We start from the raw sequence: 24099 nt of genomic DNA on the forward strand, positions 1-24099 counted from the left end.
CCCGTCGCCACCCCGGCTGCACCCGCGGTGGCGCCGCGTGCCTCCACCCGCACGGCCAAGCGCGCCGCAGCGGAGCCGGCGCCCTCGGCCGTGGTGGTGCGCGAAGAGCCCGTGCCCGCACCCGCGCCGGTGGTGGTCGAGCCCAAGCCCCGCCCCGCGCCGCCCCGGGTGCCCAGCCCGCAGGAGGCGTGTGCGGACGCGGGTTTCCTGGCGCGGCCCATGTGCATTCACCAGGAGTGCCAGAAGCCCTCGCAGGTCAACCAGCCGATCTGCGTGGAAAACCGCCGGCGCTACGAGGCCGAGGAACAGCGCCGCCGTCAGACCCCGAACTAGGAGTTCGCGCGCCGTGGGCATCTGCGGGTGACCGTGGCGCGGGCCTGCCGGGCCTGTCTTGCGCACTGCGTGGGCAAATTCGTATAATGGAGGGCTTCGCAGCGCATTTGTGGCCCCGCGGCGAAGAGGAAACGCCACCTAAGAGGCTTCCGAAAGAGAAGCACCGACCGTGGAAAAGGGCCCGCCAAACCAACTTTCTTTCCAGAGAAAACTCATGACTACCACTTTCAGCGCCAAGCCCGCTGAGGTCGTGCACGAGTGGTTTGTGATTGACGCGACCGACAAGGTCCTCGGACGAGTAGCCAGCGAAGTTGCTCTCCGTTTGCGCGGCAAACACAAGGCCATTTACACGCCTCACGTCGATACCGGTGACTTCATCGTCATCATCAACGCAGCCAAGCTCAAGGTCACCGGCACCAAGTCCCTGGACAAGGTGTACTACCGCCACTCGGGTTACCCCGGCGGTATCACGGCCACGAACTTCCGCGACCTGCAAGCCAAGCACCCCGGCCGCGCGCTGGAGAAGGCCGTCAAGGGCATGCTGCCCAAGGGCCCCCTCGGCTACGCAATGATCAAGAAACTCAAGGTGTATGGCGGTGCTGAGCATCCCCACACCGCCCAGCAGCCCAAAGTGCTGGAAATCTAAGGAGCCTTGAGATGATTGGTGAATGGAACAATGGCACCGGCCGTCGCAAGTCCAGCGTCGCCCGCGTGTTTCTGAAAAAAGGCTCCGGCAAGATCACGGTGAATGGCAAGGACATTCAGCAGTATTTCGGCCGCGAAACCTCCATCATGATTGCCAAGCAGCCGCTGGTGCTGACCAACCATGTCGAAACCTTCGACGTGCAGGTCAACGTGCACGGCGGCGGTGAATCCGGCCAGGCCGGTGCCACCCGCCACGGCATCACCCGCGCCCTGATCGACTACGACGCAACGCTGAAGTCCGCACTGAGCCAAGCCGGCTTCGTGACCCGCGATGCCCGTGAAGTCGAGCGTAAGAAGGTCGGTCTGCACTCCGCACGCCGCGCCAAGCAGTTCTCCAAGCGTTGATCCTCGGGCCGGACGGCCTGCCTCCGGGCGGCGCCGTTCGTTTCCTGCGACGCTTTCGGGCCCTGCCTGCAAGACAAAAAACCGCCTTCGGGCGGTTTTTTCGTTTATGGTGCGCTCTTTTCGTCCTGCGCTCCCGCCTCCGATGAACCTCCTGACTGCAGCACCATGCGCTTTCGCCTCCTGCGCCGCCGGTTGACGATCAGCGCTCCCCGCGTCGCCATCCGCAGCGCCATGCCCTGGCCCGTGCGGTGGATGGTGCTGGCCATGATGCTGGGCCTGTGCGGCGCCGTGGCGCTGTGGGCGTTCGAGTTCGGCAAGTCCATTGCCGGGCTGGACCGGGGCTCCCGGGATGAACTGGTGCAGCTGCGGGCCGAAGTGGCCCGGCTGCGCTCGGAAGGCCAGGAGCAGCAGACGGTGGCCCACACCGCCGAGAGCCTGCTGGTGGCGGAACGCGCGGCCAAGGAGAGCCTGGTGGCCCAGGTTCGCCAGCTGGAGGCGGACAACCGCACGCTGCGGGAGGACCTGGGTTTCTTTGAAAAGCTGATTCCCGCGGCCAAGACCGAGGGGCTCGCGATCCGCAGCCTGCAGGCCGAGGTGCTGGGCGGCATGCAGTTGCGCTGGCAGGTGCTGGTGATCCAGGCCGCGCGCAATGCCCCCGAATTTAACGGCCGGCTGGAGCTGGTGCTGGCGGGCACCCAGGACGGCAAGCCCTGGACCCAATCGCAGCCCGCCGCGTCGCAGCCCCTGCAGGTGCGGCAATACCGACGCGTGGAGGGCGTGATCGATCTGCCGCCCAACGCCGTGGTAAAAACCGTGACGGCGCGCGTGCTGGAGGGCACGGCGGTGCGCGCCATGCAGGCCATGGCCATCGACGGATAGCGGCGCTCCCCTCCCTTGCGGCAGGGTGTCCGCGGCCCTGGCGCCTTTCTTGCTGTTCCGTGTGCTGCACTGCGCACCCCCTTAGGAGCCATACCCCATGTTTTCCCGCAAGAAGCAGCCCCCGATCAAGAGCCTGATAGCGCAGGGCACCCGGATCGAGGGCGATGTGCTGTTTGCCGAAGGCATGCGCATCGACGGCCACGTGGTGGGCGATATCCGGGCGGCGGCCGAGCAGCCCAGCATTTTGGTCATCTCGGAGACGGCGCAGGTGGAGGGCGCCATCCACGCCGACCATGTCATCGTCAACGGCCAGGTCGTGGGGCCCGTGCACGCTGCGGAACTGCTGGAGCTGCAGCCCCGCGCCAAGATCACCGGCAACGTCCACTACAAGGCCCTGGAGATGCACCAAGGCGCCGTGATTGCAGGGCAGCTGTGCCCGGTGGCCGTGCTGCTCGAGGAAAAACCCCCACTCAAATTAGCGTCAAACGGGCAGTGACCTGAATTCCCCCGTGGTCTGAAGTACCATTTCGCACCTACAGACCCCGGAGTACCCCATGAGCAGCGCAGTGGCCCACAACAACGCCCCCACCGAAATGCCCGAGCCCATCCTGTTCACCGACAGCGCGGCGGCCAAGGTGGCGGACCTGATTGCCGAAGAGGGCAATCCTGACCTGAAGCTGCGGGTGTTCGTGCAAGGCGGGGGCTGCTCGGGTTTCCAGTACGGCTTCACCTTTGACGAGATCACCAACGAGGACGACACGACGATGACCAAGAACGGCGTGTCGCTGCTCATCGACGCCATGAGCTACCAGTACCTGGTGGGCGCCGAGATCGACTACAAGGAAGACCTGCAGGGCGCGCAGTTCGTCATCAAGAACCCCAACGCCACCACGACCTGTGGCTGCGGTTCCAGCTTCTCCATGTGACCGTGCGCCCCGTGCCCACCCTTCGCTGAAAGCCGCCCCCGGGCGGCTTTCTTGTTGGGCCGCGCGCTAGAAACTTCCCTGCCCGTCCATGCCGCGAGACCGCGATACCTCTCTCAAAGTGCTTCTGTGGCTGGTTGCCATCGGCTTCTTCATGCAGACGCTGGACGCGACCATCGTCAACACCGCGCTGCCCGCCATGGCGCGCAGCCTGGGCGAAAGCCCGTTGCGCATGCAGTCGGTGGTGGTGGCCTACTCGCTGGCCATGGCGATGCTGATTCCGGCGTCCGGCTGGCTGGCGGACCGCTTCGGGGCCCGGCGGGTGTACCTGGCGGCCATCACGCTGTTTGTCGTGGGGTCGGTGTGCTGTGCGCTGGCCCAGCAGCTGGGCCAGCTCGTTGCGGCGCGGGTGGTGCAGGGCCTGGGTGGGGCACTCCTGCTGCCGGTGGGGCGGCTGGTGGTGCTGCGCACGTTCCCGCGCGAGCAGTTCCTCCAGGCCATGAGCTTTGTGGCCATTCCCGGCCTGATCGGCCCGCTGATCGGGCCCACGCTGGGCGGCTGGCTGGTGGAGGCGGCCTCCTGGCACTGGATCTTCCTGATCAATGTGCCGGTGGGGCTGGCGGGGTGCGTGGCCACCCTGCGCTACATGCCCGGCCAGCCAGCGGCGCAGGTGGCCCGTTTTGACTTGGCTGGGTATCTGATGCTGGCCTTCGGCATGGTGGCGCTGTCGCTGGCGCTGGACGGCCTGGCCAGCCTGGGCTTGCGGCAGGCGAGCGTCCTGGTGCTGATGATCTTCGGCCTGGCCGCGCTGGCGGCGTACTGGCTGCACGCGGCACGGCGGCCCGACCCCCTGTTTTCGCCCCACCTTTTTTCGGTGCCCACGCTGCGCATCGGCCTGCTGGGCAATCTGTTTTCGCGGCTGGGCAGTTCCTGCATGCCGTTTCTGGTACCGCTGCTGCTGCAGGTGACCATGGGCTATTCGCCGCTGCATGCCGGCCTGATGATGCTGCCCGTGGCGGTGGCCGGCATGTCGATGAAGCGGTTTACCACGCCCCTGATCACCCGCTTTGGCTACCGCCGGGTGCTGGTGACCAACACCCTGCTGGTGGGGCTGACCATGGCCAGCTTTGCGCTGGCGGCGCCCTCCCAGCCGCTGTGGGTGCACGGCCTGCAGCTTGCGGCCTTCGGGGCGGTGAACTCGCTGCAGTTCACGGCGATGAACACCGTCACCCTGAAGGACCTGGAGCACGACACGGCCAGCAGCGGCAACAGCCTGCTGTCCATGGTGCAGATGCTTGCGATGGGCATGGGGGTGGCGGCCGCGGGCGGCGTGCTCGCGGCTTTCACCGACTTCTACCAGGCGGCCCCGGCCCACCAGACGCTGCTGGCCTTCCAGGCGACTTTTGCGTGCATGGGCCTGATCACGGTCGCTTCGGCCGCCATCTTCTGGCAGCTCTCGCCGGAGGACCGGGCCGGTGTGCGGGTGGCCGCAGCGGCTGATGCCACCGATGCGGGCTGAGAGCCGCCGGCCCCGGGCTCAGCGCGGGTAGACGGCGCCCAGCACGCGCGGCCCGGCGGCGCCGGTCACGCTGGCCAGATTGCCCGGCTTGCCCTCCAGCGCTTGCCGCGCCAGCCAGGCAAACGCTGCCGCTTCCACCTGCAGGGCCGGAAGCCCCAGAGCGTCCGTGGCCACCACCTGCAGGGTGGGGCAGGCCGCCTGCAACCGTTCCATCAGGTACTGGTTGTGGGCGCCGCCCCCGCAGACGGCCAGGCGTTTGCTATTGTTTTGGTAGCTGGTTGCGCTGATTCCACAAGCCCGGGCGGTGTATTCCGTCAATGTTGCCTGGACATCCTGCGGGCGTGCGGACGCAAAGGGCGCCAGGCGCTGCGACAGCCACGGGGGGTTGAACAGGTCGCGGCCCGTGCTCTTGGGAGGGGGCTTGCGCAGAAAGGGCTCGTCCAGCAGGGCGTCCAGCAACGCAGGCACCACCTGGCCGGTGGCCGCCCAGGCGCCTGCGGCGTCGTAGGCCTGGCCGGTGTGCTGCTGGCACCAGAAGTCCATGAGCGCGTTGCCCGGCCCGCAGTCGAACCCGGTCACGCGGCCGTCCGCCGGCAGGACGCTGAGGTTGGAGATGCCGCCGATGTTGAGCACCAGCACGGTCTCGTCCGCACGGCCGAACACGCCCTGGTGGAACGCCGGTACGAGCGGAGCGCCTTGGCCGCCCGCCGCCACGTCGCGGCTGCGGAAGTCGGCCACCACGGAGATGCCCGTGCGTTCGGCCAGCAAGGCCGGGTTGCCCAGCTGCAGGGTGTAGCCCGTGCTGTCAAATTCCTGCGGGCGGTGGCGCACGGTCTGCCCGTGGGCGCCGATGGCGCGGATGGCCGAGCGGGACTGGCGGCTTTGCCGCAGCAGCGTCTCCACCACCTCTGCGTAGGCCAACGAGAGCGCATTGCCCGCCAGCGCCGCGCGGTGCAGTTCATTGTCGCCAGGGGTGTTGAGGGCCAGCAGCTCGGCCCGCAGGCTGGGCTCGAAGGGAGCGCTCGCATGGTGCGTGACCACCATGCGCGGCCCGGAGAAGTCGGCCAGCACGCCATCGATACCATCGAGCGACGTGCCCGACATGAGGCCGATGTACCACTCGGAAGTGGACGGGGAGTTCATGTGCGCTGGCGAATCAGCGGTGTGTGCTGCGGCGCAATCCCCGCGCGGCCGCCGCGCAAGGGCCGCCCCGCCGCGCTGGCGGCGTCCCCCTTCCCGGCGCCAGCCGAGAGAAGGGGGAAGGCGCGAAGCGCCTCAGGGGGATGCATCCGCTTATTCTGCGCTGGCTTGCTCGATCAGCGCCGCGGCGGACAGCTGCACGCGCATGTTGGAGGCCAAGCGGTCAAAGGCCGGGCGGGATGCCGCAGAGATCGGTGCGGCGGCCTCGCTCTGGGCCACGATGGTCTGCGGGTCCTGGTGCACGCCGTTCACACGGAACTCAAAGTGCAGGTGCGGGCCGGTGGCCCAGCCGGTCTGGCCGACGGCGCCCAGCGTCTGTCCCTGCTCCACCGACTGCCCCTGGCGCACGTCGATGCGGCTCAGGTGGGCGTACACGGTGACGTGCTGGTTGCGGTGCTTCACGAACACCACGTTGCCGAAGCCGTTCTGTACGCCGGCGAACTCGACCACGCCATCGCCTACCGTGCGCACGGCGGTGCCGGTGGGGGCCGCGAAGTCGGTGCCCAGATGGGCGCGCCAGGTCTGCAGGATGGGGTGCAGACGCATCTTGAAGCCGCTGGTGATGCGCGAGAACTCGACGGGCGAGGTCAGGTACGCGCGGCGCATGCTCTGGCCGTCCAGCGTGTAGTAGGAGCCCTTGGCCGCGCCACGCTCCTGGAACCAGACCGCCTGGTGGGTCTTGCCGTTGTTCACGAACTCTGCGCTCAGCACGCGCCCGCTGGACAGGGGCTCGCCGTCGGCTTCGAGGGTTTCGTACACCACCGAGAAGCGGTCGCCCTTGCGCAGCGAACGGCGGAAGTCGATGTTGCCCGAGAACAGCTCGGCCATCTGCACGGCCACGCCATCGGGGATGTTGGAGGCGTCCGTGGCCGCAAACAGCGAGCTGTGGATGACCCCGCCCGCCAGGCGGCTGCCGCTGGTGAGCTTGGCCGTTTCCACGCGGGAGGTGAACTTGTCGCCCTGGCGCTCCACCACCAGACGGCGGAAATTGCCGCTGTCGTCGGGCACCCAGCGCACCGTCAGGCGGACCAGGCGGTGGTCGTCCGTGGTCTCGGCCGAGACCACGCGGCCGGTGCGGCCCAGCACGTTCTGGCGAACGGGCGTGTCGCCGCGCATGAACGCCGCTGCCGCCGGGTCGGCCACGCCCATGCGCTGCAGCAGGGACTCGGGGGTGTCGCTGCTGCGCACCTGCTCGGAGCGGTAGAGCGAGAAGCCAGGCGCTTCCAGCTGGCCCAGCTCCAGGTTCTCGGCCAGCGATTCGACTGGATAGCTCACGGTGCGCACGGGCAGGTCGGCCGGGTCGGGCGCAAAGGAAGCCACGGCAAATGCGCCACCGCCGCCCGTGAGCAGCAGGGCTGCGACGGCGGCGGTGATGCGGCGGGGGTGTTTCTGGATCGTTTGGGACAGCCGGTCAAGCAAAGCCGAGCTGGCGGTGGTCAAGCCGTGAATCAAAGGTCTATCCCCAGGGTGAAAGGTGGATCCGCAGCCCCCTCTCGCGCAACGCTGGCGGGGAGACAAAGGCCGGGAGCCGAGGCTGTCAGGCTGTAGCGCGTCGACAGGGTGGAAAAACAGGTCGAAACAGCGAGCCCACTAGAATCGCCTCACGCAACGTGGGCTGGAGTATAGCGGCGCATGCTGTATAGACATCGCAAAAAACCCTTATGAATCAATCTGCTGTTACAACCGAACCGGTGTCTGATGGTGTAGGCCGGGCCCTCGAAATTTCGCTGCGCGGCGTGGACGAACTGCTGCCCCGGGACGAGTGGATCAAGAAGCTCGCACGCTCCGAAGCCACCGGCCAGCCGCTGCGCATCAAGCTCGGGCTGGACCCCACGGCCCCCGACATCCACATCGGCCACACCGTGGTGCTCAACAAGATGCGGCAGTTGCAAGATCTGGGCCATCAGGTGATCTTCCTGATCGGGGATTTCACCAGCCTGATCGGCGACCCCTCGGGCCGCAACAGCACCCGCCCGCCGCTCACCAAAGAGCAGATCCAGGCCAACGCCGAGACCTACTACAAGCAGGCCAGCCTGGTGCTGGACCCGGCCAAGACGGAGATCCGCTACAACAGCGAGTGGAGCGAGCCCCTGGGCGCCAGCGGCATGATCCAGCTGGCCGCCAAGTACACCGTGGCGCGCATGATGGAGCGCGACGACTTCCACAAGCGCTTTACCTCCGGCCAGTCCATCAGCGTGCACGAGTTCCTGTACCCGCTGATGCAGGGCTACGACTCCGTGGCGCTCAAGAGCGACCTGGAACTGGGCGGCACCGACCAGAAATTCAATCTGCTCATGGGCCGCCACCTGCAGCAGGAATACGGCCAGGAGCCGCAGTGCGTGCTCACCATGCCGCTGCTGGTGGGGCTCGACGGTGTGGACAAGATGTCCAAGTCCAAGAACAACTACATCGGCATCACCGAAGACGCGAACACCATGTTCGCCAAGGTGCTGTCGATCAGCGACACGCTGATGTGGGACTGGTACCTGCTGCTGTCGTTCAAGAGCCTGGAAGAGATCGCCGCGCTGAAGGCCGAGGTGGCCGGGGGGCGCAACCCCAAGGACGCCAAGGTGATGCTGGCCAAGGAGATCACCACGCGCTTTCACAGCGCGGCGGCGGCGGACGCGGCCGAGCAGGACTTCATCAACCGCAGCAAGGGCGGCGTGCCCGACGAGATTCCAGAGGTGGCACTGTCCGGCGCGCCGCTGGGCATCGGCGCGCTGCTCAAGCAGGCCAACCTGGCCCCCTCGACCAGCGAGGCCAACCGCCTGATCGACGGCGGCGGCGTGCGCGTGGATGGCGGCGTGGTCAGCGACAAGGGGCTGAAGCTGGAAGCCGGCACCTATGTCGTGCAGGTGGGCAAGCGCAAGTTTGCGCGCGTGACACTGGCCTGAGCCGGCAGCGCGGCAGGCCCGCGGGACGGGGCGCTGCAGCGCTGGCGCGGGCTACGCGGCCTCCCGGGCCAGTGCCTCGCGCAGGTAGGGCATGTAGGCGCGGTCCACCTTGCAGATGTGGTGGACCAGCCAGTGCTTGAGGAACTCCATGGCCTCGATGGAGACCTCTTCCCCATCCTCGAAGCGCATCAGCAGGTCCATGGCCCGGGCGGTGAAGCCGTTGTGCTCGGCCTGGTGCGCGGGCGTCTCCGGGTAGCCGTGGCGCTGGAACAGGACCTCCTCCACGATGAAGTGGTCGTGCGTGTACGCCACCAGCCCTTCCAGCACCGCGCCGATGGCCTCGCGCCGCGGAATCGGGCAGCACAGTTCCTCGTACAGCAGGTTGGTCAACCGCACCAGTTCCTGGTGCTGGCGATCGATTTCGTCAAAACCCAGTTCCAGCTCGGTGGTCCATGGCATGAAGGTCATGAGGGGCGCTCTCCTGTATCTCGGCGCGCCAGAATGCCCGGCCCGGGCGGGTTGCGGAAGATGGTCTGTGCGCATCCGCATGACCCAAATCACTGCCCGTTGATATGCATCAACGGTGCGCCTTGAGCGCCATCAAGTGGGGCCTTGGGGGCGCCCCGAAGAGCCTCCGGCCCGTGCTCAGTCGAGGTTGTCGTTCAGGTCGGGGTCGGGCACATCGCCGATGGCTTCGCGCGTGGCCTGGGCCTGGACTTGGAGCCAGGCGCAGAACGCCTTGATCTCCGGGCGCTGGCTGCTGCGCGGGCCCACGATCAGCCAGTACGCCAGCGGCGAGTCGATGCGGTAGCCGGGCAGCACCTCCACCAGATCGCCCGCGGCCAGGGCGTCGGCGATCAGCGGCATGCGCGCCAGCGCCAGCCCCTGGCCGCTGAGCGCGGCCTGCACGATCTGGTGCGCGTAGTTGAAGTACAGCCAGCGCTCGGGCTGCAGCTTGGTCAGGTCGCGCGCATCCAGCCAGCGCCGCCAGCTCAGCCACTCCAGGTGCTGGCTGCGGTGGGCGTCTCCGGCTTCGATCAGGGTGAACTGGGCTACGTCGGCCGGCGTGCGCAGCGGCTTGCCGCTCTTGAGCAGCCAGGGGCTGGCCACCACCGCCAGCTGCTCGCCGAACAGGCGCACGCCGCCTTGCGCCGGCGGCCCCGGCAGGCTGTAGCGCAGCGCGAGATCCACGTCGGAAGTGTCCAGGTCCACCGACACGTCGCTCGCATCAATGCGGATGTCGATGCCCGGGTTGTCGCGCTGGAACTCCTCCATGCGCGGGATCAGCCACATCGATGCGAAGCTGGCCCAGGTGGTGATGGCCACGCTGCGGCGCCCGGCGGTCTGGCGCACCAGCCGCACGGCGGCGTCCATGCGCTCCAGCGCCGGCGCCACGGCGCGCTGCAGCTGGGCGCCCGCGCTGGTCAGCTCCACCGCGCGGGTGTGGCGCAGGAACAGCGCCACGCCCACCTCGTCCTCCAGCGCCTGGATCTGGCGGCTGACAGCCGACTGGGTCAGGGCCAGCTCGTCGGCCGCGGCGCGGAAGTTCAGGTGCTTGGCCACGGCCAGGAAGGCCCGCCAGTGGCCGGCGGCGACGGGGCGCGTGCGAAGCACGGCAGGAGCATATTCGGCAGAGGCCATGGCGGGTGGATTCATGCGTGAGCGGAATGAATAGGGTACCGCGTTTTCATTGGACTGTGCAGACCGTGCGGCGCACCATTGCGGCTCGAAAGTCGTTGTCTTCGCCCTCTCCAAGGAGCCCGCCATGTTCGCCCGCCACGTTCTGGAATCGCAACAATCGCCGCACGCCGCCGCCCCCCTGCCGCGGGGTGCCGGCTGCTGGAAGCTGGCGGCCGGGCGCGCATTGTCCCTGCACCCGCGCGAGCGCAGCGTGGTCGAGGTCGTGGACGGCCGGGTGTGGCTCACCCTGCGGGGAGCGCCCGGCGCCGGACAGCCGGGCCGCGCGGCCGATGTGGTCCTGCAGGCCGGGGACCGCCTGACCCTGGTGGCCGGCCAGCACGCCGTCTTGGAAGCCTGGAGCCCTGCGGGAGCGTCGGGCGGTGCCGCCTTCGACTGGCTGCTGGAGCCTGAGCCCGAGGCCGCCCCGGCGGCGGGCTGGCACAGCAGCACGGCGCACCGCGCGCAATGGGAGGGCAGTGTGGTTCAGCCGCTGCGGGACCTGGGGCGCGCCCTGGGGCAGGGCGGCCGGGCCGTGGGATGGGCCGGCGCCCAGGCGCTGGGCGCCACAGGCCGGCTGGCGGCGGGCCTGGCCCGGTTTGCGCTCTTCTGGATCGCCACGCCCCGCCAGCGCAGGCCGGTGTGAGCACGGCATGCACAAAGCGCATCAATGCCTGCACTCCTTTTCATTGGACGATTGGGCTGGCACGGCGCACCATAACGTCAACTAAGGGTTAACCCGGAGATTTGTATGAATCGCTCGCACACTTTCGCTTTCCTATCCCGCGCGGCCGGCCATGGCGTCACGGCCTTGCCGCCCGGCCAGGCCGTCAGCCTGACGCCGCGCACCCCCATGGCCCTGCGCGTGGCCGAGGGCTGCGCCTGGGTGACGCTGGATGGCGGGCCCTTCGGTACGGGCGCCGCGTCGGGGGACGTCTTCCTGCACCCCGGCCAGACCCTGTGGGTAGAGGCGGGCCGGCACGCTGTGGTGGAGCCCGTGGGCACCGAGCGGCTGAAGTACCGCTGGGCCAGCCGGCCGGTGGAGGCCGCCGCCAGCGTGGCGCCGTGGTGGCGCCGGGCGGCCTTTGGCAACGCCGCTGCCGTGGACCAGCGCGTGGCGGGCGGCGCCTGCTGCGCCTGACCGCTGTCGGGCCTGCTGCGACTGGCGCAGTGGTCCGTTTGCAAATATGAACCAAAAGAGCTTGCAGCGCTTGTCCCACAAGCGCTGCAAGCTCTCTTTTTTGTAGCGACGGATCAGCCGTTGCGCCGGGGTTCTTCCAGCAGCGCGATCAACTGCTCCTGCAGCGTGGTCAGCAACTCCTGCGACAACGCGGGCTGCGCGGCCGCGGTGGCGCGTGCCAGCACCAGCCCGCCGACCATGGTGGCCAGCACCTCGATGGCGCGCGCCCGGTGGGCGGCCGCAGCCGGGGGCGTGGCCTCGGTACCGGTGTCGGCGCCGGTGTCCGCCTGGGGGGGGGGCGCAGCCGTATCGACCAGCAACTGCGTGAACCGCTGGATGTTGCGCTCGATGCCTGCGGCAAACACGGCGGACAGCTCGGGGCCCGCCCGCGCCGCGTCCACCGCCAGGGCGGCCACCGGGCAGCCGCTGCCTGGCGCGTCACGGTGCTGGGGCGAGAGGTAGCTGCGGATGCGGTCCGCCACGTTCGCGTTGGGGGTGTGGCCGTCGAGCGGCGCAATGGACCAGTCGAACGCGCGGGCGCAGGCCTCGCGCACCAGCGCGTCCTTGGACTCGAAATGCCGGTACAGCCCGCCGTGCGTGAGCCCGGCGTCACGCGTGATGTCGGCCACGCCCACGCCGGTGAGGCCGCGCTCGCGGTACAGCCGCGCCGCGGCGTCCAAGATGCCTTGGCGGTTTTCAGCCGCCTGCGCCTTCGAGACTTTCATGGTGGGGGGGTCTATTGATTGCGATCGTCAGCAAACCGCGGTTTTGTGCTTATGATGATGGCCCCAATCATAAACGCCCGGTTCTCCACCGGTGGGCGCAGATCGCGGACCGGTGGTGTCCGTGGACGCCGGGCGCCAACCAGCGAGGTGACTTCATGCATCCCATTTCCTTCCAACCACCCCGGCATTGGTCCGCCTTGGGCCGCGGACCGGCGTCCCGTGCTGCGCGGGGGGTGACCCTTTGATGCGCCGCGTCGTCATCACCGGCATGGGGCTCGTGTCTCCCCTGGGATGCCAGGTGGAGCTGGCCTGGCAACGGCTGCTGGCGGGCCGCTCGGGCCTGACGCGCCTGCCCGAGGCCGTGACCGAGGGCGTGCCGGCCCAGGTGGCCGGCCGGGTGCTGTCGCCCGAGGAAGACTCCGAAGGCGGCTGGAACGTGGACGCCGTCGTGTCCACCAAGGACCAGCGCAAGATGGACCGCTTCATCCCCTTTGCGCTGGGCGCCGCCGACCAGGCACTGGCCCAGGCGGGCTGGCCCCCGGCGGATGAGCGCCAGCGCGCCCGCACGGCCACCGTGATCGCCTCCGGCATCGGCGGGTTCGGCGCCATTGCCGACGCGGTGCGCACCACCGAGACGCGCGGCCCGCAGCGGCTGTCGCCGTTTACCGTGCCTTCGTTCCTGGTCAACCTGGCGGCGGGGCAGGTGTCGATCCGCCACGGGCTGCAGGGCCCCATCGGCGCGCCCGTCACGGCCTGCGCCGCGGGCGTGCAGGCCATTGGCGACGCGGCGCGCCTCATCCGCTGCGGCGAGGCCGACATGGCCGTGTGCGGCGGCACCGAGGCCGCCATCGACCGCGTGAGCCTGGGCGCCTTCGCGGCGGCCAAGACGCTGAGCACCGACTTCAACGACGCGCCGGAGCAGGCGTCGCGCCCGTTTGACGCGCAGCGCGACGGCTTCGTCATGGGCGAGGGGGCCGGCCTGCTGGTGATCGAGGCGCTGGAGCACGCGCTGGCGCGCGGCGCGGCGCCCCTGGCCGAAATCGTGGGCTACGGCACCTCGGCCGACGCGTACCACATCACGTCCGGCCCCGAGGACGGCAGCGGCGCCGCGCGCAGCATGGCCGCAGCGCTGGCGCAGGCGGGCCTTGCGCCGCATGACGTGCAGCATCTCAACGCCCACGCAACCTCCACGCCGGTGGGCGACCGCGGAGAGCTGGCGGCGATCCGCCGCGTGTTTGGCCCAGGGGCGGGCGTGGCCATTGCGTCCACCAAGTCGGCCACCGGCCACCTGCTGGGCGCCGCCGGAGCCGTGGCGGCCATCTTCACCGCGCTGGCGCTGCGGGACCAGGTGGTGCCCGGCACGCTCAACCTGCACACGCCCGACCCGCTGGCCGAGGGCCTGAACCTGGTGGCCTTGCGCGCGCGGCCCATGGCGCTCACGCACGCCATGGTCAACGGATTCGGCTTCGGCGGCGTCAACGCCAGCCTGGTGCTGCGGCGCTGGGCGGGGGCGTGACCGCCGTTCAGAGCACGAGTTCGCCGCGCACCGCTTCAAAAGCGGCCAGTGCGGCCGCCCCGTCCAACTGCTCCATGCGCGGCAGCGCGTCGGCGTCCTCCAGCGTGCTGAAGGCGAGGCTGAACTTCTGAAACCGCCGCGCCACCAGCGGCCCGTGGTGCAGCACCTCGACCTGGACGTGGCGCGGATCGTTGCGGATGCGTTCGATCAGCTTGAGCACCGCTTTCTGCGGCCCTTCAAGCTGCTGGCAAAAACGCTGGCCGTCGAAGATGAGCAGGCCGGTCACATCCAGCTGGGCATTGACCACGCGCGCGCGGCCGGCAATCTCGGCAACCACGCTGGGGGGCTGGTCGGGGGCGAGGGTGCTCACGTAGAGCACCTCGTAAAGGGCTGGATGGATCATCATATTGCGAACGAATGTAAGCGTTCGCCGGGGCCGTTTCCTACATCAAAAGACACAATCGCCGCCCAAAGATCGGTCCAATTGTCGCCAAATGTATACCGCCCGTCCCTGGCCCAGGCCGTGCTGCACGCCGGGGGATGTGCCGGTCCCTAGAATGCCGCCATGAACATCGCCTCCCCCGCCGGCGCCTGCACGGCCGATTGCCATGACTGCAGACTGCGCAAGACGGGTGCCTTCACCCCGCTGGGGCCGGAGGTGCTGGAATTCCTCCGGGGCTTGCGGGCCGGCAAGGAGGTGGCGGAGCCGGGCCAGGCCCTGATCCGCGAGAACCAGACCAACGCCAAGCTGTTCACGCTGTACGCGGGCTGGGCGTTTCGTTACAAGACGCTGAGCGACGGACGCCGGCAGATCCTGAACTTCCTGCTGCCGGGGGACCTGGTCGGCCTGCAGCAGGAGTTTGGCGACGTTTCGGCCCATGGGGTGGAGGCGCTGACCGAATGCACCCTGTGCCTGTTCCAGAACGACAGCCTCTGGGCGGTGTTCCGCGAACATCCCCGCCTGGGCTACGACGTGACCTGGCTGGCGGCGCACGAAGAAGGCCATGTGGACGACAACCTGCTCACTGCCGGCCGGCGCAACGCCACCGAGCGCGTGGCCATGCTGCTCATGCACCTGTACCGCCGCCTGGACCGCATCGGCCTGGCCGAAGGCGGCACGGTGGAGTTTCCGCTCACGCAGCAGCACATTGCCGACGCGCTGGGGCTGTCGCTGGTGCACACCAACAAGACGCTGCGGCGCCTGGCCCTGCTGGGGCTGCACGAGATCCGCAACGGGCGGCTACGACTGCTCAACACCCGCGCGCTGGCGCGCATTGCCGACTATTACGACACGCCGCCGCGCCTGATGCCGATGCTGTAGCCCGGCCTGCAGTTGCAAGGAAAAATGGCCCCTAGCGCTTGGTGGTCAAGCGCAAGCAGCTATCAAAAGTGAAGCAAGCTGCGCCCAGTGCGGGGCGCCGATAATCGCTGCACTCCCCCACAGGCTCCCCGCGTTCATGACCCCACTCGACATCCTCATCATGGCGGCCGGCAAAGGCACGCGCATGAAAAGCCGCATCCCCAAAGTGCTGCAGCGCCTGGCCGGCCGGCCCCTGCTGCACCACGTGCTGGACCAGGCCACGCACCTGCAGGCCCGCAGCGCCATCGTCATCACCGGCCACGGTGCTACCGAAGTAGAAGCAGCCACCGCAGGCGCAGCAAGCGCTGCAGCCGGGGTTGACCTGAAGTTCGTGCGGCAGGAGCCGCAGCTGGGCACCGGCCACGCCGTGCAACAGGCCGTGCCGCACCTGCGCCAGGACGGCACGGTGGTAGTGCTGTCGGGCGACGTGCCGCTGACCCAGGCCGACACGCTGCGCGCCCTGGTGGCGGCCAGCGCGGGCGAGCGCCTGGCGCTGCTGACCGTCACCCTGCCCGACCCCACCGGCTACGGCCGCATCGTGCGCGGAGCCGACGGCGCCGTGCAGGCCATCGTGGAGCACAAGGACGCCACCGAGGCGCAGCGCGCCATCACCGAAATCTACAGCGGCATCCTGGCCGTGCCCGCGCGGCTGCTGGCGCCGTGGCTCGCGCGCCTGACCAACCACAACGCCCAGGGCGAGTACTACCTCACCGACATCGTGGCCCTGGCCGTGGCCGACGGCGTGCCTGTGGTGGCCCACCGCATCACCGACGCACTGCAGGTGGCCGGCGTGAACAGCCCCCTGCAGCTGGCCGAACTGGAGCGCGCCCACCAGCTGCGCCAGGCCCGCGCCTTGATGGAGCAGGGCGTGCGCCTGGCCGACCCCGCGCGGTTCGATGTGCGCGACGACGCGCGGACCGGCGTGCGCGGGGAGGTGGTGTGCGGGCAGGACGTGGAGATCGACGTGAACTGCATCTTCACCGGCCGCGTCGAGCTGGGCGAGGGCGTCACCATCGGTGCCCAGTGCTGCATCGCCAATGCGCGCATTGCCGCAGGCGCGGTGATCCACCCCTACACCCACATCGACGGCGAAAAGGCCGGTGCCACGGTGGGCGAGGGCGCGCTGGTCGGTCCCTTTGCCCGCCTGCGCCCCGGCGCGCAGCTGGGCCGCGACGTGCACATCGGCAACTTCGTGGAAGTGAAGAACAGCACCCTGGCCGACGGCGCCAAGGCCAACCACCTGGCCTACCTGGGCGACGCCACCGTGGGCGAGCGCGTGAACTACGGCGCCGGCAGCATCACCGCCAACTACGACGGCGCGAACAAGCACCGCACGGTGATCGAGGCCGACGTGCATGTGGGCAGCAACTGCGTGCTGGTGGCGCCCGTCACCATCGGCGCGGGCGGCACGGTGGGCGGCGGCAGCACCATCACCAAGAGCACCGCGCCCGGCGCCTTGAGCGTGGCGCGCGGCAAGCAGGTGAGCATCGCCAATTGGTCGCGTCCCGCCAAACAGCCCAAGCCATGAGCGCGCCCCACGCCACCGTCGCCGAGCACGAACTGCAGCAACTGCGCGCCGAGCTGGCCCGCAGCCAGCAGCAGGTGGCCGACATGGCGGCGGCGCAGGAAGAATTTCTGCGCGCCGTGTCGCACGACCTGCGCGCGCCGCTGCGGCACATCACCTCGTACGGCAAGCTGGTGCGCGAAGTGCTCGGCGACCTGCCCGCCGACGTGCAGGCCGCCGAGCCGCTGCAGGAGGCCCGCGATTTCCTGGGCACCATGGAGCAGTCGGCCCGCCGGATGGCGCTGATGCTCGATGGCCTGCTGGCGCTCTCGCGCGCAGGGCGTGCCCCGCTGCACCCGCAGCCCGTGGACCTGGGTGCCGCGGTGGAACAGGCCCGTGCGGCGCTGCCCTCAGCGCAGGCCGCGGCCGCGCAATGGACGCTGCCCGGCGGGCTGCCCACCCTGCAGGCCGACCCGGCGCTGCTGCACGAATTGCTGGTGCAGGTGCTGGGCAACGCGCTCAAGTTCAGCCAGCGCCCGGCGGCCCCGGCGCCGCACATCACCGTGCGCGCGGTGCCGGCCGAGCAGGGCGCAGGCTGGGCCGCCTGGGAGGTGCAGGACCAGGGCGTGGGGTTCGACCCGGCCCGCGCCAGCGGGCTGTTCGGCGTGTTCCACCGCCTGCACCGCGAGACCGAGTTCGACGGCGTGGGCGCCGGCCTGGCCCTGTGCCGCGCCATTGCCCAGCGCCACGGGGCCCACATCTGCGCCACAGCGGCGCCGGGCCAGGGCTGCACGGTGCGGGTGGAATGGCCTGCAGCCGCCGTTGGTCGCTGATTTGCTATTGAAAATATAGCTGGCTGCGCTTGCTACGAAAGCGCTAGAGGCACTTTTGTCTCAAACTTTGCCCGCTTGGTGCTGAAGAAGGCTTTCACGTTGCGCACGTTGGCATCGGCGGTGAACAGCCGTTGCGACAGGGCCAGATAGCCCGGCATGTCGCGGGTGTGCGCCACCAGCACGAAGTCCGGCCCGGGGGACACGCGCCAGCACTGCTGCACCGCCGGCTCTGCTACCGCGCGGGCCTCAAAGGCGTCCAGCGCCTCGGCGCCCTGCCGGTCCAGCGTCACCTCCACGATGCAGGCCAGCCCGTGGCCCTGCACTGCGGCCAGCTTGTCGGGCTGCAGCAGCGCCACCTGGCGCTCGATCAGCCCGGCCTCGTGCAGCCGCTTCACGCGGCGCAGGCAGGTAGGGGGCGACACATGCACCTGTTCCGCCAGCGCCTGATTGCTTTGCGCGGCATCGTGCTGCAGCAGGTTCAGCAACTGCAGGTCGGTGGCGTCGAGTGCGATGGATTCCATATTTGAGATATTTATGAAATTAAATTTCCAGATGTGTGATGCGAGAAATTTGATTTCATTTTGACAAAATAATCAACTGCATATTTCGTTCGTGCTTGCCTACCATCGCCCCATCGTTTTCAACGGAAGGCCATCTCCATGTGCGGCATCGTCGGCGCAGTCTCCACGCGCAACATCGTTCCCATCCTCGTCCAGGGCCTGCAGCGGCTGGAGTACCGGGGCTATGACTCCTGCGGCGTGGCCGTGCATGCCGCCAGCCTCGATGCCTCGCGGCCCGGCGGCCTGCAGCGTGCCCGCAGCACCGCCCGCGTGGCCGAGCTGCTGGAGCAGGTGACCACCGAGCACATCGAAGGCGCCACCGGCATTGCCCATACCCGCTGGGCCACCCACGGCGCGCCGGCCGTGCACAACGCCCATCCCCACTTCAGCCACGGTACGGGCAGCGACGCCGCCACCGCGTCCGCAGGCCGCGTGGCGCTGGTGCACAACGGCATCATTGAAAACCACGAAGAACTGCGCAAAGCCCTGCAGGCACGGGGCTACGTGTTTGCCAGCCAGACGGACACCGAGGTCGTCGCCCATCTGGTCGACAGCCTCTACAGCGGCGACCTGTTCGAGGCCGTGCAGGCTGCGGTGGCGCAACTGCACGGTGCCTACGCGATCGCCGTCCTGCACAAGGACGAGCCCCACCGCGTGGTGGGCGCACGCGCGGGCTCGCCCCTGGTCCTGGGCGTGGGCAAGGACAGCGCAGAACACTTTCTGGCCAGCGACGCCATGGCCCTGGCCGGCGTCACCGACCAGATCGTCTACCTGGAAGAGGGCGACCTGGTGGACCTGCAGCTGGGCCGCTACTGGATCGTGGGCAAGGACCGCGCCGCGCTCACGCCCGCCCAGCGCCCCGTGCGCACCGTGCTGGCCCACAGCGGCGCCGCCGAGCTGGGCCCCTACCGCCACTACATGCAAAAGGAAATCTTCGAGCAGCCCCGCGCCATCGCGGACACGCTGGAGGGCCTGCAGGGCATCGTGCCCGAGCTGTTCGACGGCGCTCCCCTGCACGGCCAGCCCGGGGCCGCGGCCTGGCGCGTGTTCCAGGAGATCGACAACGTCCTCATCCTGGCGTGCGGCACCAGCTACTACAGCGGCTGCACCGCCAAGTACTGGCTGGAGGCCATCGCCGGCATCCCCACGCAGGTGGAGGTGGCCAGCGAATACCGCTACCGCACCAGCGTGCCCAACCCGCGCACCCTGGTCGTCACCATCAGCCAGAGCGGCGAAACCGCCGACACCCTGGCCGCGCTGCGCCACGCGCAAAGCCTGGGCATGCAGCACACGCTGACCATCTGCAACGTGGCCACCAGCGCCATGGTGCGCGAATGCAAGCTGGCCTACATCACCCGCGCGGGCGTGGAGATTGGCGTGGCCAGCACCAAGGCCTTCACCACGCAGCTGGCGGGCCTGTTTTTGCTGACGCTGGCCCTGGCGCAAAGCAAGGGCCGCCTGAGTGAAGAGCAGGAAGCCGCACACCTCAAGGCCATGCGCCACCTGCCCGTGGCCCTGCAGGCCGTGCTGGCCCTGGAGCCACAGATCATCAGCTGGGCCGAAGACTTCGCGCGCATGGAAAACGCGCTCTTCCTGGGCCGGGGCCTGCACTACCCCATTGCGCTGGAAGGGGCGCTCAAGCTCAAGGAAATCAGCTACATCCACGCCGCGGCCTACCCGGCCGGCGAACTCAAGCACGGCCCCCTGGCCCTGGTGACCAGCGCCATGCCGGTGGTGACCGTGGCCCCCAACGACGCGCTGCTGGAAAAGCTCAAGAGCAACATGCAGGAGGTGCGGGCCCGCGCCGGCGTGCTGTATGTGCTGGCCGACGCCGACACCCGCATCGAGAGTGCCGAGGGCCTGCACGTCATCCGCATGCCCGAGCACTACGGCCCGCTCAGCCCGCTGCTGCACGTGGTGCCGCTGCAGCTGCTGGCCTACCACACCGCCTGCGCGCGCGGGACGGACGTGGACAAGCCGCGCAACCTGGCCAAGTCCGTGACGGTCGAATGACCGGCAGGGACTTGTGGCGGTAAGAAATGCCGCCGCGCGTATGCGCTCTCGGCGCAGTGCCGCAAAAGCTCCGCGATCCAGGCATAGCCCGGTCTGCGTTCGCCAGGCAGTTTTTTGGGGCAAGGCTAAGGCGCCGCCGCGGCGCGCCACGTTTCCAAGGTCTGCAGAAGGACATTGGAGGTGGCCACGGCCGACACGTCGGAGTTGAGCGCGACCGCCACGTAGACATGCAGCATTGGGTCGTAGGCCACCAGAGCGTTGGTGCCAGGGTGACCGCCCTGGTGTGCGAGCCAGCGCCGCGAGCGGCCCCGTGTGTCAGTCCATTCCTTGACCATCACACCGCGCCCATAGTGGTCATCTGTCGCGTTGAACATCGGGTAAAGCGTGGCAAACGAGGCCCTGACGGTCGATGTCGGCAGCAATTTTCCTGTCAGCAACGCCTGCCAGAAGCGCACCACGTCATCAGCGCGTGCCGCGATGGAGCCCGCGGCAAACGGCGTGGCGCGGGCTGCGTCGTCCACCGGTTGATTGCCCGGATGTGGTGTTACCAATCCCACCGGCGGGGGGGCGTGGTCAATGACGGTACTGTGCGTTAATCCGAGTGGCGCGAACACGTGCTGTTGCAGCAGCTCGGCATACGACATGCCTTCAGTCAGCTCCAATGCGCGGCCGAGCATGATGTAGCCAGTGTTGCTGTAGCGCCAGTACGCCCCCGGACAGAAGAGGCTCCCATTCGCTTGTGCTCTGGCGACCAAGGCTTCCGGCGGCTGGTAGATTGCATCTGGCGGCGCCGTGAACTCAGCGGCGTTGAGTCCGCCGGTGTGGTTGAGCAAATGGGCGATGGTGATGTGTCTTCCTTCAGGAAAATGTGGCCACCATGTGCTGACCGGTTGATCAAGGGAAAGCTTTGCTTGCTGCACGGATTGCAGCACCAGCACGGCGGTGTAGGCCTTGCCCACGCTGGCCCACCAAAAGAGCGATGCATCATCTGCAACAACCCGCGGCGCGGTGCGCGCCAGCCCCAGGCTGCGCTGCCACAGCCCCAGCCCCGGGCCACCGATTGCCACCGTCGCGCCCGGTGCGCCGGTTTGCGCAAGTACGGACTGCAGGCGAGATTCCAGTAGCGCGCCGAGTGGCGGCGGAACGGGTCGGTCGAGCCAGCTACCGTCGTCGTCCGTCGGCCAGTCGGTCTCCGGCAAGGCGCTGCGCAGTGGCAAGGTGCCGCGGTAGCCCAGTGCTCTTGCGCAGGGCGGGAGGTTCTCATGAACGGGAGCGTTGCTACCGCAACCCGCGTTGGTGACCAACAAAGCGATGGAGCACGCGATCACGCTGCACATCCGCCCCACGCGGGAGATGAACAGGTTCATTGGGGAGGCGCGGCCCCGGTCGCAGTGGATCCCGGGTCATCAGTCGCTACCGCTGCAGTTCCCGCCCGAATTGCGCGCACTCCGGCTACCTGATCGCCTGCGCGGCCGAGACACTGGTGGACGCTGTGCTGGCAGTTGATCTCGCGCAAGCGTCCAGCGCCGCGAGAGTGATCAGTAGAGCCGGCCGGCAAGTGGGGTGAGTGCATGAGAGGTCTTTTAAAAATAGCTGCCTTGCAATAAACATTTATTGTTTTGCAGAAATTTAAGCGGAACCTCCGAATCCGTCAAGGCCGGCATAGAAACCAGTTCAGCCTTCATTGGTGCCCGCACCTGTTCAAGTTCCTGCCGTCCTGCTTCCGGGGACTCGCGATCCATGGGTTGTGGAGGACCCGCGGTTGCCGTCAGCGGGTGCATGGTGGGCTACGCACCATGTGGGACCCTTCAGCCGAACGCCGGAGCCGTGGTCTTGGAGAAAATGCAGTCTGCTGTAGCGGCAGACAGCGAACTGTCTGTTGGTCTTGAATCAAGGGTTTGGCCCGCCCTTCTTGCGGACGTACTGCCATGCGTGCTCAACGGCGGTCGTATCGCGAGGTGCTGGCTCGACGGTTGGGCGCTGAGATCGCGTCCTTACCTCACCTCATCTCCCCGAGGCTGGGGGGCTGCATGGGAAGGCGGTGGCCCTTTCGCTCCTGTTTCGAGCCAAGCTATTTTGCGGTCGAGGAAGGCGAGCATCGCCTGCAGTTCCAGAGCCCTGCCGCGCAACTTGTCGCGCTGCGTGGTCAAGGCCTTGAGCATCCGTGCCTGTCCGCTCCCTGAACGCCGCTCCCCGATAAGCAGCTTGATCTCCTGGAGCGAGAGGCCCAGAGCTTGGCCTGCCTGGATGGCCGAGAGCAAGCGAAGATCGGATTCGGTGAACTCCAGGTAAGGCCGCGACCCGCCAGCGGCCCCTGTGCACGGCGACAGAAGGCCTTCCCGCAGGTAGTGCCGGACGGTCGTCTGCCTCACTCCTGCGCGGCGCGCGAATTCAGCGATCCACATTGGTTGGGAAACCCTCTTGACTATGCATCCAACTGCATAGTTATAACCTGACCATGAACCACGCGACGCCTCTGCTTCTCCTTCCCGGGCTGATGAACGATGCCCGAATCTGGAATCCCCTGACCACTGCCATCGCAGGAGAGCGCACCCTGCATGTCGCGGACACGCACCGGCAGGGCAGCATCGCCGAGTCGGCGCGCGATGCGATAGCCGCCATGCCAGCCGGGCCATTTGCGGTCGCAGGGTTCTCGCTGGGCGGGTACGTTGCGCAGGAGGTTTGCCGCCAAGCGGGCGGCCGCATTGTCGGGCTGGGCCTCCTGGACACGGGCGCCCGCGCCGACACCGAAGAGGTGAAGCAGGCCCGGGAAAGGATGATTCAGTCCGTGGACGGTGCCGAAGGCGCGGGCGCCGCCACCTTCGGCCAGGTGGCCCAAGGCTTTGCCGCGCGGGTCGTTCACGCTTCCAGGCTGCAGGACCGGGCGCTGTTGCACCTGCTGTTCGACATGGCTGCCAAGGTGGGGAGCCAAGGCTTTGTCCGGCAGCAGCGGGCCGCAATGAACCGGCTCGACACCCGTGAGCTGCTGCCTCTCCTGCACGTTCCCGCCATCGTGGTGTGCGGGCGCGAGGACCAAATCACTCCCTTCAGCCAGAGCCAGGAAATGGCGTCACTGTTGCCGGACGCCGAGCTGGTAGCGGTGGCCGAGGCGGGTCACATGTCTATCCTGGAGCGGCCTGCCACGGTGGTTGCGGCCCTGGTGCGCTGGCTGCAACGCGTCGACGCTGCAGCAGTGCGCACCGGCCAAAGGCGGGCGTCGGCCTGAGAACGGCTGCTTTGGGCCGATCGCAGACTTCGGCCATCGCCGCCTACCTCAGGGCTTGGAAAAGAACCGCTCTAAAGCATCTTCAAATGCAGGCACGTCTGCCCCGACGTGCGAGGTGTTGTATTCGGCCTTGATCGTCAGCAGGCCTGGCAGGTTCTGCGTGGCGATCTGATTGAAAAGGGGGATTCCTATCAGCGGATGATTGCCATTGCTTGCACCCGCCAGGAACAAGGTCGCCGGCACGGTCTTGCCGTCGATCTGCCGTTCGAACGCTAAGACGGCGGCCGGGCTGCTGAGTTCTCCCACGCTGCACTCTGTCGACAGGTAGTAAGCGATGGAGCACGACATTGCGCCTGTGATTGGCCATCGCTGGAACGTGTCTGATCTGGCAGAGGCCCATCGGCAAGTTGAGACAGCGCGCACCGTCGGCAAGGCGGTGGTCGACGTGGAGAACGGTTGGTAGCGGGAAGGTCCTCCGCCACCGTTCCATCGGGAGGGGTTGGCGGCGGTGCGAACGACCCGTGGGCGGCGCAGAAGTGGGCCGCGGTGTGGCGATTGTTTTAGATACTGGAACAGTCAGTTCGCGACTCGGTGGTTTTTCTCTGAACACCCGCGGCGTACAGTTCATCCCATCGATGAGCCGAACCCGCAAGGCGACTCACCGAACCCGGTTCAAGAATGGTTTTTGCACCGGCTTTTCTGAGACG

General features: G+C 68.1%; 26 protein-coding genes and 1 pseudogene. 17 read left to right on the forward strand and 10 right to left on the reverse strand.

Going from position 1 to position 24099, the window contains the following annotated elements:
• From LWW96_RS21390 to mdtD, 7 genes and pseudogenes are all read left to right on the forward strand, one after another.
• Positions 1–333: pseudogene (locus LWW96_RS21390) on the forward strand (serine/threonine protein kinase); the annotation flags it as partial.
• 214 nt (positions 334–547) lie between these two features.
• The gene (rplM, locus tag LWW96_RS21395) at positions 548–979 is read left to right on the forward strand and encodes a 50S ribosomal protein L13 (protein ID WP_291489888.1); all 432 of its coding nucleotides are present in this window, start codon (positions 548–550) and stop codon (positions 977–979) included.
• Positions 980–990: 11 nt separating this feature from the next.
• The gene (gene rpsI, locus LWW96_RS21400) at positions 991–1383 is read left to right on the forward strand and encodes a 30S ribosomal protein S9 (protein ID WP_291489889.1); all 393 of its coding nucleotides are present in this window, start codon (positions 991–993) and stop codon (positions 1381–1383) included.
• A gap of 165 nt (positions 1384–1548) precedes the next feature.
• A complete protein-coding gene (locus LWW96_RS21405; RefSeq protein WP_291489890.1) occupies positions 1549–2262 on the forward strand; it encodes a DUF6776 family protein in 714 nt (237 codons plus the stop codon).
• Between the two features lie 97 nt (positions 2263–2359).
• A complete protein-coding gene (locus tag LWW96_RS21410) occupies positions 2360–2758 on the forward strand; it encodes a polymer-forming cytoskeletal protein (RefSeq protein WP_291489891.1) in 399 nt (132 codons plus the stop codon).
• A gap of 58 nt (positions 2759–2816) precedes the next feature.
• The gene (erpA, locus tag LWW96_RS21415) at positions 2817–3188 is read left to right on the forward strand and encodes an iron-sulfur cluster insertion protein ErpA (RefSeq protein WP_291489892.1); all 372 of its coding nucleotides are present in this window, start codon (positions 2817–2819) and stop codon (positions 3186–3188) included.
• 88 nt (positions 3189–3276) lie between these two features.
• Positions 3277–4704 carry a multidrug transporter subunit MdtD gene (mdtD, locus tag LWW96_RS21420; RefSeq protein WP_291489893.1) on the forward strand — a complete coding sequence of 476 codons (1428 nt, stop codon included), beginning with the start codon at positions 3277–3279 and terminating at the stop codon, positions 4702–4704.
• A gap of 18 nt (positions 4705–4722) precedes the next feature.
• Here the strand turns inward: mdtD and LWW96_RS21425 are convergent, their stop codons facing one another.
• Together LWW96_RS21425 and LWW96_RS21430 are read right to left on the reverse strand one after the other, a co-directional pair.
• Positions 4723–5847, reverse strand: a complete 1125-nt coding sequence (locus LWW96_RS21425; protein ID WP_291489894.1) for an anhydro-N-acetylmuramic acid kinase — start codon at positions 5845–5847, stop codon at positions 4723–4725.
• Between the two features lie 150 nt (positions 5848–5997).
• Positions 5998–7356, reverse strand: a complete 1359-nt coding sequence (locus LWW96_RS21430) for a M23 family metallopeptidase (protein ID WP_291489895.1) — start codon at positions 7354–7356, stop codon at positions 5998–6000.
• A 209-nt stretch (positions 7357–7565) separates the two neighbouring features.
• On the opposite strand from LWW96_RS21430, the gene tyrS reads away from it, so the two are divergent.
• Complete coding sequence (tyrS, locus tag LWW96_RS21435; protein ID WP_291489896.1) at positions 7566–8798, forward strand: tyrosine--tRNA ligase; 1233 nt, start codon at positions 7566–7568, stop codon at positions 8796–8798.
• Between the two features lie 51 nt (positions 8799–8849).
• Here tyrS and LWW96_RS21440 read toward each other — a convergent pair whose 3' ends face one another.
• Both LWW96_RS21440 and LWW96_RS21445 read right to left on the reverse strand, forming a co-directional pair.
• Entirely contained in the window at positions 8850–9266 is a 417-nt protein-coding gene (locus LWW96_RS21440) for a bacteriohemerythrin (protein ID WP_291489897.1), read from the reverse strand.
• Between the two features lie 177 nt (positions 9267–9443).
• Positions 9444–10439, reverse strand: coding sequence for a LysR substrate-binding domain-containing protein (locus LWW96_RS21445; RefSeq protein ID WP_291489898.1), 996 nt, complete (start codon positions 10437–10439; stop codon positions 9444–9446).
• A 124-nt stretch (positions 10440–10563) separates the two neighbouring features.
• On the opposite strand from LWW96_RS21445, the gene LWW96_RS21450 reads away from it, so the two are divergent.
• Positions 10564–11121, forward strand: a complete 558-nt coding sequence (locus LWW96_RS21450) for a DUF2917 domain-containing protein (protein WP_291489899.1) — start codon at positions 10564–10566, stop codon at positions 11119–11121.
• 105 nt (positions 11122–11226) lie between these two features.
• The gene (locus LWW96_RS21455) at positions 11227–11616 is read left to right on the forward strand and encodes a DUF2917 domain-containing protein (protein ID WP_291489900.1); all 390 of its coding nucleotides are present in this window, start codon (positions 11227–11229) and stop codon (positions 11614–11616) included.
• 113 nt (positions 11617–11729) lie between these two features.
• Here LWW96_RS21455 and LWW96_RS21460 read toward each other — a convergent pair whose 3' ends face one another.
• A complete protein-coding gene (locus tag LWW96_RS21460) occupies positions 11730–12380 on the reverse strand; it encodes a TetR family transcriptional regulator (protein WP_291489901.1) in 651 nt (216 codons plus the stop codon).
• 244 nt (positions 12381–12624) lie between these two features.
• Between LWW96_RS21460 and fabF the strand changes: the two genes are divergently transcribed.
• The gene (gene fabF / locus LWW96_RS21465) at positions 12625–13896 is read left to right on the forward strand and encodes a beta-ketoacyl-ACP synthase II (protein ID WP_291489902.1); all 1272 of its coding nucleotides are present in this window, start codon (positions 12625–12627) and stop codon (positions 13894–13896) included.
• A 7-nt stretch (positions 13897–13903) separates the two neighbouring features.
• On the opposite strand, the gene LWW96_RS21470 is transcribed toward fabF, so the two are convergent.
• Positions 13904–14302: a BLUF domain-containing protein gene (locus tag LWW96_RS21470; RefSeq protein ID WP_291489903.1), complete on the reverse strand. Its 399-nt coding sequence runs from the start codon at positions 14300–14302 to the stop codon at positions 13904–13906.
• 159 nt (positions 14303–14461) lie between these two features.
• Here LWW96_RS21470 and LWW96_RS21475 point away from each other — a divergent pair, with 159 nt between their 5' ends.
• From LWW96_RS21475 to LWW96_RS21485, 3 genes are all read left to right on the forward strand, one after another.
• Entirely contained in the window at positions 14462–15217 is a 756-nt protein-coding gene (locus LWW96_RS21475; protein ID WP_291489904.1) for a Crp/Fnr family transcriptional regulator, read from the forward strand.
• 136 nt (positions 15218–15353) lie between these two features.
• Positions 15354–16784, forward strand: a complete 1431-nt coding sequence (gene glmU, locus LWW96_RS21480) for a bifunctional UDP-N-acetylglucosamine diphosphorylase/glucosamine-1-phosphate N-acetyltransferase GlmU (protein ID WP_291489905.1) — start codon at positions 15354–15356, stop codon at positions 16782–16784.
• Entirely contained in the window at positions 16781–17593 is an 813-nt protein-coding gene (locus LWW96_RS21485; RefSeq protein WP_291489906.1) for an ATP-binding protein, read from the forward strand. The genes glmU and LWW96_RS21485 overlap by 4 nt, the downstream gene beginning before the upstream one ends.
• Before the next feature lie 32 nt (positions 17594–17625).
• Here the strand turns inward: LWW96_RS21485 and LWW96_RS21490 are convergent, their stop codons facing one another.
• Positions 17626–18114, reverse strand: coding sequence for an Lrp/AsnC family transcriptional regulator (locus LWW96_RS21490; RefSeq protein WP_291489907.1), 489 nt, complete (start codon positions 18112–18114; stop codon positions 17626–17628).
• Positions 18115–18252: 138 nt separating this feature from the next.
• Here LWW96_RS21490 and glmS point away from each other — a divergent pair, with 138 nt between their 5' ends.
• Positions 18253–20166 carry a glutamine--fructose-6-phosphate transaminase (isomerizing) gene (glmS, locus tag LWW96_RS21495; protein WP_291489908.1) on the forward strand — a complete coding sequence of 638 codons (1914 nt, stop codon included), beginning with the start codon at positions 18253–18255 and terminating at the stop codon, positions 20164–20166.
• A 125-nt stretch (positions 20167–20291) separates the two neighbouring features.
• Here glmS and LWW96_RS21500 read toward each other — a convergent pair whose 3' ends face one another.
• Positions 20292–21533 (reverse strand): serine hydrolase domain-containing protein, encoded by a 1242-nt coding sequence (locus LWW96_RS21500; protein WP_291489909.1) that lies wholly within the window; start codon positions 21531–21533, stop codon positions 20292–20294.
• Positions 21534–22160: 627 nt separating this feature from the next.
• The gene (locus tag LWW96_RS22245; protein ID WP_366118584.1) at positions 22161–22571 is read right to left on the reverse strand and encodes a MerR family transcriptional regulator; all 411 of its coding nucleotides are present in this window, start codon (positions 22569–22571) and stop codon (positions 22161–22163) included.
• Between the two features lie 53 nt (positions 22572–22624).
• On the opposite strand from LWW96_RS22245, the gene LWW96_RS21505 reads away from it, so the two are divergent.
• Positions 22625–23392, forward strand: a complete 768-nt coding sequence (locus LWW96_RS21505; protein ID WP_291489910.1) for an alpha/beta hydrolase — start codon at positions 22625–22627, stop codon at positions 23390–23392.
• Between the two features lie 48 nt (positions 23393–23440).
• Here LWW96_RS21505 and LWW96_RS21510 read toward each other — a convergent pair whose 3' ends face one another.
• Positions 23441–23740, reverse strand: a complete 300-nt coding sequence (locus LWW96_RS21510) for a hypothetical protein (protein ID WP_291489911.1) — start codon at positions 23738–23740, stop codon at positions 23441–23443.
• Between LWW96_RS21510 and LWW96_RS22250 the strand changes: the two genes are divergently transcribed.
• The gene (locus tag LWW96_RS22250) at positions 23727–23855 is read left to right on the forward strand and encodes a zinc-binding dehydrogenase (RefSeq protein WP_366118587.1); all 129 of its coding nucleotides are present in this window, start codon (positions 23727–23729) and stop codon (positions 23853–23855) included. The genes LWW96_RS21510 and LWW96_RS22250 overlap by 14 nt on opposite strands.
• Positions 23856–24099 lie beyond the last annotated feature (244 nt).

Source organism: Acidovorax sp., from assembly GCF_021287135.1.
Taxonomy (GTDB): domain Bacteria; phylum Pseudomonadota; class Gammaproteobacteria; order Burkholderiales; family Burkholderiaceae_C; genus Acidovorax.

Coding starts and splice junctions, on each gene's coding strand:
- rplM (WP_291489888.1), top strand. CDS start 548: ATGACTACCACTTTCAGCGCCAAGCCCGCTGAGGTCGTGCACGAGTGG.
- rpsI (WP_291489889.1), top strand. CDS start 991: ATGATTGGTGAATGGAACAATGGCACCGGCCGTCGCAAGTCCAGCGTC.
- LWW96_RS21405 (WP_291489890.1), top strand. CDS start 1,549: ATGCGCTTTCGCCTCCTGCGCCGCCGGTTGACGATCAGCGCTCCCCGC.
- LWW96_RS21410 (WP_291489891.1), top strand. CDS start 2,360: ATGTTTTCCCGCAAGAAGCAGCCCCCGATCAAGAGCCTGATAGCGCAG.
- erpA (WP_291489892.1), top strand. CDS start 2,817: ATGAGCAGCGCAGTGGCCCACAACAACGCCCCCACCGAAATGCCCGAG.
- mdtD (WP_291489893.1), top strand. CDS start 3,277: ATGCCGCGAGACCGCGATACCTCTCTCAAAGTGCTTCTGTGGCTGGTT.
- LWW96_RS21425 (WP_291489894.1), bottom strand. CDS start 5,847: ATGAACTCCCCGTCCACTTCCGAGTGGTACATCGGCCTCATGTCGGGC.
- tyrS (WP_291489896.1), top strand. CDS start 7,566: ATGAATCAATCTGCTGTTACAACCGAACCGGTGTCTGATGGTGTAGGC.
- LWW96_RS21440 (WP_291489897.1), bottom strand. CDS start 9,266: ATGACCTTCATGCCATGGACCACCGAGCTGGAACTGGGTTTTGACGAA.
- LWW96_RS21445 (WP_291489898.1), bottom strand. CDS start 10,439: ATGGCCTCTGCCGAATATGCTCCTGCCGTGCTTCGCACGCGCCCCGTC.
- LWW96_RS21450 (WP_291489899.1), top strand. CDS start 10,564: ATGTTCGCCCGCCACGTTCTGGAATCGCAACAATCGCCGCACGCCGCC.
- LWW96_RS21455 (WP_291489900.1), top strand. CDS start 11,227: ATGAATCGCTCGCACACTTTCGCTTTCCTATCCCGCGCGGCCGGCCAT.
- LWW96_RS21460 (WP_291489901.1), bottom strand. CDS start 12,380: ATGAAAGTCTCGAAGGCGCAGGCGGCTGAAAACCGCCAAGGCATCTTG.
- fabF (WP_291489902.1), top strand. CDS start 12,625: ATGCGCCGCGTCGTCATCACCGGCATGGGGCTCGTGTCTCCCCTGGGA.
- LWW96_RS21470 (WP_291489903.1), bottom strand. CDS start 14,302: ATGATGATCCATCCAGCCCTTTACGAGGTGCTCTACGTGAGCACCCTC.
- LWW96_RS21475 (WP_291489904.1), top strand. CDS start 14,462: ATGAACATCGCCTCCCCCGCCGGCGCCTGCACGGCCGATTGCCATGAC.
- glmU (WP_291489905.1), top strand. CDS start 15,354: ATGACCCCACTCGACATCCTCATCATGGCGGCCGGCAAAGGCACGCGC.
- LWW96_RS21485 (WP_291489906.1), top strand. CDS start 16,781: ATGAGCGCGCCCCACGCCACCGTCGCCGAGCACGAACTGCAGCAACTG.
- LWW96_RS21490 (WP_291489907.1), bottom strand. CDS start 18,114: ATGGAATCCATCGCACTCGACGCCACCGACCTGCAGTTGCTGAACCTG.
- glmS (WP_291489908.1), top strand. CDS start 18,253: ATGTGCGGCATCGTCGGCGCAGTCTCCACGCGCAACATCGTTCCCATC.
- LWW96_RS21500 (WP_291489909.1), bottom strand. CDS start 21,533: ATGAACCTGTTCATCTCCCGCGTGGGGCGGATGTGCAGCGTGATCGCG.
- LWW96_RS22245 (WP_366118584.1), bottom strand. CDS start 22,571: ATGTGGATCGCTGAATTCGCGCGCCGCGCAGGAGTGAGGCAGACGACC.
- LWW96_RS21505 (WP_291489910.1), top strand. CDS start 22,625: ATGAACCACGCGACGCCTCTGCTTCTCCTTCCCGGGCTGATGAACGAT.
- LWW96_RS22250 (WP_366118587.1), top strand. CDS start 23,727: ATGGAGCACGACATTGCGCCTGTGATTGGCCATCGCTGGAACGTGTCT.
- LWW96_RS21510 (WP_291489911.1), bottom strand. CDS start 23,740: ATGTCGTGCTCCATCGCTTACTACCTGTCGACAGAGTGCAGCGTGGGA.